This is a genomic window from Pantoea sp. CTOTU46764, assembly GCF_031974595.1.
Classification (GTDB): Bacteria; Pseudomonadota; Gammaproteobacteria; order Enterobacterales; family Enterobacteriaceae; genus Pantoea; species Pantoea trifolii.
The window spans coordinates 24,298-29,599 of sequence record NZ_DALYOQ010000061.1; the positions used below are offsets into that span (position 1 = coordinate 24,298).

Consider the following 5,302-nt stretch of genomic DNA (forward strand, 5'->3'; position numbering starts at 1 on the left):
CGCGGAAGGCGTTGTAGAGATTGATTACAAAGATATCGCTACACTGAAAAACTACATTACCGAAAGCGGTAAAATTGTCCCGAGCCGTATTACCGGTACTCGTGCAAAATACCAGCGCCAGCTCGCTCGTTGCATCAAGCGCGCTCGCTACCTGTCCCTGCTTCCGTACACTGATCGTCATCAGTAATCGGTAGTTGTCCATTAACGACTTTAAGAGGATAAGGTAATGCAAGTTATTCTGCTTGATAAAGTAGCAAACCTGGGCAGCCTGGGTGATCAGGTTAACGTTAAAGCGGGCTACGCTCGTAACTTCCTGGTTCCACAGGGTAAAGCTGTTCCTGCTACCAAGAAAAACGTTGAGTTCTTCGAAACACGTCGCGCTGAACTGGAAGCCAAACTGGCTGACGTTCTGGCTGCTGCTAACGCACGTGCAGAGAAAATCAACGCACTGGGCAACGTAACCATCGCGTCTAAATCCGGCGACGCTGGTAAACTGTTCGGTTCCATCGGTACCCGTGACATCGCTGATGCAGTAACTGCAGCTGGCGTTGAAGTGGCTAAAAGCGAAGTTCGTCTTCCAGAAGGCGTACTGCGCACCACCGGTGAGCACGAAGTTGACTTCCAGATCCATAGCGAAGTCTTCGCTAAACTGGTTGTGAATGTAGTTGCTGAGTAAGTTCACTCGGTAATGCGAAAACGCCGGCCTTGCGCCGGCGTTTTTGTTTCTGCGTTTTACTGAGCGCGGATAAAGCTGCCATCCGGCTGACGCGTAAACAGCACCGGACCGTTACTGCCATCCACCGTTAAACCGGTCACCACGCCTTGCGCGTTCTGACGAATCTTCACCTGCTGACCATTCTGTAACGCGCTCAGTGGCTGCCCATCACCTTCCACACGCGCCATGGCAAACACATCATTCACCGGCAAATTGTTGTCGCGGAACAGCTGCGCCAGCGTCTGACCTGATGCCACATTGTAGGTGCGCCATTCGCCCTGCGAATCGGTTTTCGGCGGCGTATTCTGCTGCTGATTGTTATCGTAAATCTCCGCCTGCATCGGCACTTCTTTAGCGTTAGTGTCTGCCGGACGTTCAACCGGATACTGCGGCGTACTGCTCGGCCAGAGAAACGCCAGCAGCAGCACCAGCAGGGCAATGACAATGCCGCGACGATGCAAAGCGGGCAGCGGATCCATCCAGCGCACATCATCCAGCAAATGCCAGACGCGCTGCAGTGCGGCGGGAACGCGGGAAGGGTGATCGGAAGCCATTCGTGAATCCTCCTCGCTGGCGGCTTTGCGCGGAATGCGCGGCAGCCAACGTTGCAACCAAGGTAATAAAGTACGCGGTGCGCGCGTCCTGCGACGTCGTGGGGCGATCTGGCCCATGTATTCTCTCTTGTGTCCGACGGTGGCAGGTGAAAACCTCGCCACAGCTATAGTATGAGCAATGCTGACAGGAAGTGCCTGGCAGCATTGAAAAATTTGACCGCTGTATTGTTTCCGTTTCGCCGGGAAATGTCATCTGCGGCGCGTGAGATTTTACGCCAGCCGCCCGCGCTGGTATGCTGCCGGTTCTATTTTTCTCCGGGATTAAGGAATCAAGATGACGACCCCTTCATTCGACAGCGTCGAATCACAAGCAAGTTACGGTATCGGTTTACAGGTAGGCCAGCAGCTGCAAGAGTCTGGACTGCAGGGTCTGCAGCCAGAAGCACTGCTCGCCGGCCTGCGCGACGCGCTGGAAGGGAACTCACCGGCCGTCCCGGTTGACGTGGTACATCGCGCACTGCGTGAAGTGCACGAGCGCGCAGAAGGCGTGCGTCGTGAGCGTGTAGAAGCGATGGCGGCAGAAGGTCAGACTTTCCTTGAGCAGAACGCACAGCGCGAAGGCGTAAGCAGCACCGAAACCGGTCTGCAGTTCAGCGTCATCACCCAGGGCGAGGGTCCAATCCCTTCACGTCAGGATCGTGTGCGCGTGCATTACACCGGCAAACTGATCGATGGCACCGTATTCGACAGCTCAGTAGCGCGTGGCGAGCCGGCAGAATTCCCGGTTAGCGGCGTGATCGCGGGTTGGATCGAAGCGCTGACGCTGATGCCAGTCGGTTCCAAGTGGGAACTGGCGATTCCACACAACCTCGCTTACGGCGAGCGCGGTGCAGGCGCCTCTATCCCGCCATTCAGCACCCTGATCTTCGAAGTTGAGCTGCTGGAAATTCTGTAAGTAGCAAGAGGGCGGCAATCGCCGCCCTTATTCGTCATTTCTTCTGCAAATCCACCTGCCACAGCACAAAACCTATCTCATCGCTGCCCACGGCTTTCATCGGGTAATCGGCATGCTGCTCAATAAACGTCGTCGCTTTCGCGCCAGGCGCGGTTTCAAAACGGATATCCAGCGGCGTGGTGCTATTAATCGGTGCTAAACGCCAGTTGTGATCCGCCTGCGGTTTCACTTCGCCATGCGCTTTGGTTTCGCTGCTGATAAAGGCGGCAACCACCGAGCGGTTCTCATCTGGTGAGGCGAAAGCAACATACTTATCGCCGGTGCCGGCAAACTTGCCGCCGTAAGCGCGGTAGTTATTGGTGGCAACCAGGAAAGTGGCATCAGGATCGATAGGCTTGCCTTGCCAGCTGAGATCCTTAATGCGCGAAGCCTGTTTGTTGATCAGCGTACATTCCGCGTCATAGCGCGCCGGTTGCGTGACATCGATTTGGTACTGCACGCCATCGATCACATCGAAGTTATAGGTGCGGAAATCCCAGTTAATCAGCGATTGCGGTTTGCTGCTGTGCGGATCGATTTGATTAAACTGCGCCGCTGAGCACTCCAGCCACTCTTTCACCTGCGCACCGCTGACTTTCATCACCACCAGCGTATTGGGGTAGAGGTAGAGATCGGCGGCGTTACGGAAGGTGAGATTACCTTTTTCCACTTCGACATAGCTGGCGGGATCGTTTTTACGGCCACCGGCTTTAAACGGCGCGGCGGCGGAAAGTACCGGCAAGCGACCAAGATCAGGATCGCCCTGAATAAAATGCTCAACGTAAGCGCGCTGCGCGTTATTAACGATCTGCACCGTGGGATCGTCCTGCACCAGCGACAGGTAGCTGTACATCACGTCGGCAGATTTACCGATCGGTTTGGCAACAAACTCGCGCGTGGCGCGGTGATCCTGCTCCAGCACTTTCACCAGATCGGCATCTTCAGCCGCCAGCGATTTTTTCGCTGCGCTGTCATAAATTGGGCGTGCTTCGGCTTTGCCCTGCGCGACCTGCCATTTGCCGCCCTCATTATTCAGCACCAGATCGACCACCCCAAGATGATCGCCCCACATGCCGGGCATCACCGACGGAACACCGTTGAGCGTGCCTTGGGCGATATCAGCGCCTTTAATCGCCGCGAACTCTTTACTCGGGAACACCGCATGAGCGTGGCCGAACATGATGGCGTTGATGCCTGGAACCTGACTGAGGTAGTAAACCGAATTTTCTGCCATGGCGTGATAGGGTTCACTGCTCAAACCGGAATGTGGAATAGCGATGATTATTTCAGCACCTTTTGCGCGCATTTCCGGCACATAACGCTTCGCTGTTTCAGTGATGTCATCAACCCGTACTTTTCCCTGCAGATTGTTACGATCCCAAACCATAATCTGCGGCGGAACGAAGCCGATGTAACCAATTTTCAGCGTATGCGGCTTGCCGTCACGGTCTGTTACCGTGGTTTCTTTGATTAAGTAGGGCGTAAACAGCGGTTTTCCACTTTTCTCGTCGATAATGTTGGCATTGACGTAAGGAAAGCGCGCGCCGGCCAGCGCTTTTTGCAAATAAGGTAAGCCGTAGTTGAATTCATGATTACCGAGGTTTCCGACCGCGTAATCCAGCGTGTTCATCGCTTTATACACCGGATGTACTTCGCCCGTTTTCAGCCCTTTCGCCGCCATGTAATCGCCCAGCGGACTGCCCTGAATAATATCGCCGTTATCGACCAGCACGCTGTTGTTCGTTTCGGCGCGTGCCTGCTGGATTAAGGTGGCGGTGCGCACCAGTCCGAACTTCTCCGTCGGCGTATCTTTGTAATAATCGAAATCCATCATATTGCTGTGCAGATCGGTGGTTTCCAGAATGCGCAGATCCACCGTAGCAGCCTGTACCGTGGCGGCAGTAATACAGAGTGCCAATAACGACATGCTCGCTTTGAACATCGCTTGCTCCTTGTTCGGTCCAATGGGCCTCTCAAAATAATGTAAAACCATGACGAATTATCATTTCAATTTGTGATGGAGCTCGGACTTTCATCCAATATCTGCCGTCACGCCGCCGTGATAGCGTATTCAGCATCCCGCCATAGCCGCCGCTGATGAACTATGGTATTGATATTCATATAGATTGCCACAGCAGACAGCGCAGTCGCAGGCTGTTGAATGACAACTGCTAAAATAACAGCAGATAGGCGGTTGGTGTCTGACAGGCAGAATCAGCGGAAAAGAGGTAAAGAATGTTAGATAAAATTTGTCAGCTGGCGCGAGATGCGGGCGATGCCATTATGCAGGTATACAACGGCGCAGAGCCGGTTGATGTGACCCGCAAGTCGGATGATTCTCCAGTCACCGCGGCCGATCTCGCGGCGCATCGCGTGATTGTGCAAGGCCTGAAGGCGCTTTCGCCGGAGGTGCCGGTGCTGTCTGAAGAAGATCCGCCGAGCTGGGATGTGCGTCAGCACTGGCAGAAATATTGGTTGGTCGATCCGCTGGATGGCACCAAAGAGTTCATCAAGCGCAACGGCGAGTTCACGGTGAATATCGCGCTAATCGAAAACGGCAAACCGGTATTGGGCGTGGTGTACGCGCCGGTGCTGGGCGTGATGTATTCGGCAGCGGAAGGTAAAGCATGGAAAGAAGAGAACGGCCAGAAGACGCAGATTCATGCGCGTGAAGCGCGCCCACCGTTAGTGGTGGTTAGCCGTTCGCATTTTGATAGCGATACGGAGTTGCAGGAGTATTTGCATCAGCTTGGCGAGCATCAAACCACCGCGATTGGTTCATCGTTGAAGTTCTGTCTGGTAGCCGAAGGCAGTGCGCAACTTTATCCGCGCTTCGGGCCGACTAACATCTGGGATACCGGCGCAGGCCATGCGGTGGCGATTGCCGCCGGCGCGCATGTCCACGATTGGCAGGGCAAAACCCTCGATTACGCCCCGCGCGAATCGTTCCTCAATCCCGGTTTCCGCGTATCACTGTTTTGAGATTTGTAGATACCGTCTTGCCAGTTATCTGGCAAGACATATTTCGGCGTCGAACGG

The 5,302-nt window shown here is 54.6% G+C and carries 6 protein-coding genes; 4 read left to right on the top strand and 2 right to left on the bottom strand.

Annotated elements, in window-relative coordinates:
• Positions 1-187: 30S ribosomal protein S18 (rpsR, locus tag RTM06_RS17465; protein ID WP_312183870.1), on the top strand; the 187-nt coding region annotated here is incomplete at its 5' end.
• Between the two features lie 39 nt (positions 188-226).
• Positions 227-676, top strand: a complete 450-nt coding sequence (gene rplI / locus RTM06_RS17470; protein WP_008103594.1) for a 50S ribosomal protein L9 — start codon at positions 227-229, stop codon at positions 674-676.
• A 56-nt stretch (positions 677-732) separates the two neighbouring features.
• Here rplI and RTM06_RS17475 read toward each other — a convergent pair whose 3' ends face one another.
• Complete coding sequence (locus tag RTM06_RS17475) at positions 733-1,386, bottom strand: LysM-like peptidoglycan-binding domain-containing protein (RefSeq protein WP_312183872.1); 654 nt, start codon at positions 1,384-1,386, stop codon at positions 733-735.
• Positions 1,387-1,603: 217 nt separating this feature from the next.
• Between RTM06_RS17475 and fklB the strand changes: the two genes are divergently transcribed.
• The gene (fklB, locus tag RTM06_RS17480) at positions 1,604-2,224 is read left to right on the top strand and encodes an FKBP-type peptidyl-prolyl cis-trans isomerase (protein WP_008103590.1); all 621 of its coding nucleotides are present in this window, start codon (positions 1,604-1,606) and stop codon (positions 2,222-2,224) included.
• 34 nt (positions 2,225-2,258) lie between these two features.
• On the opposite strand, the gene RTM06_RS17485 is transcribed toward fklB, so the two are convergent.
• Entirely contained in the window at positions 2,259-4,205 is a 1,947-nt protein-coding gene (locus RTM06_RS17485; protein WP_312183874.1) for a bifunctional 2',3'-cyclic-nucleotide 2'-phosphodiesterase/3'-nucleotidase, read from the bottom strand.
• 293 nt (positions 4,206-4,498) lie between these two features.
• Between RTM06_RS17485 and cysQ the strand changes: the two genes are divergently transcribed.
• The gene (gene cysQ, locus RTM06_RS17490; protein ID WP_312183877.1) at positions 4,499-5,245 is read left to right on the top strand and encodes a 3'(2'),5'-bisphosphate nucleotidase CysQ; all 747 of its coding nucleotides are present in this window, start codon (positions 4,499-4,501) and stop codon (positions 5,243-5,245) included.
• The last annotated feature ends 57 nt before the right edge of the window (positions 5,246-5,302 follow it).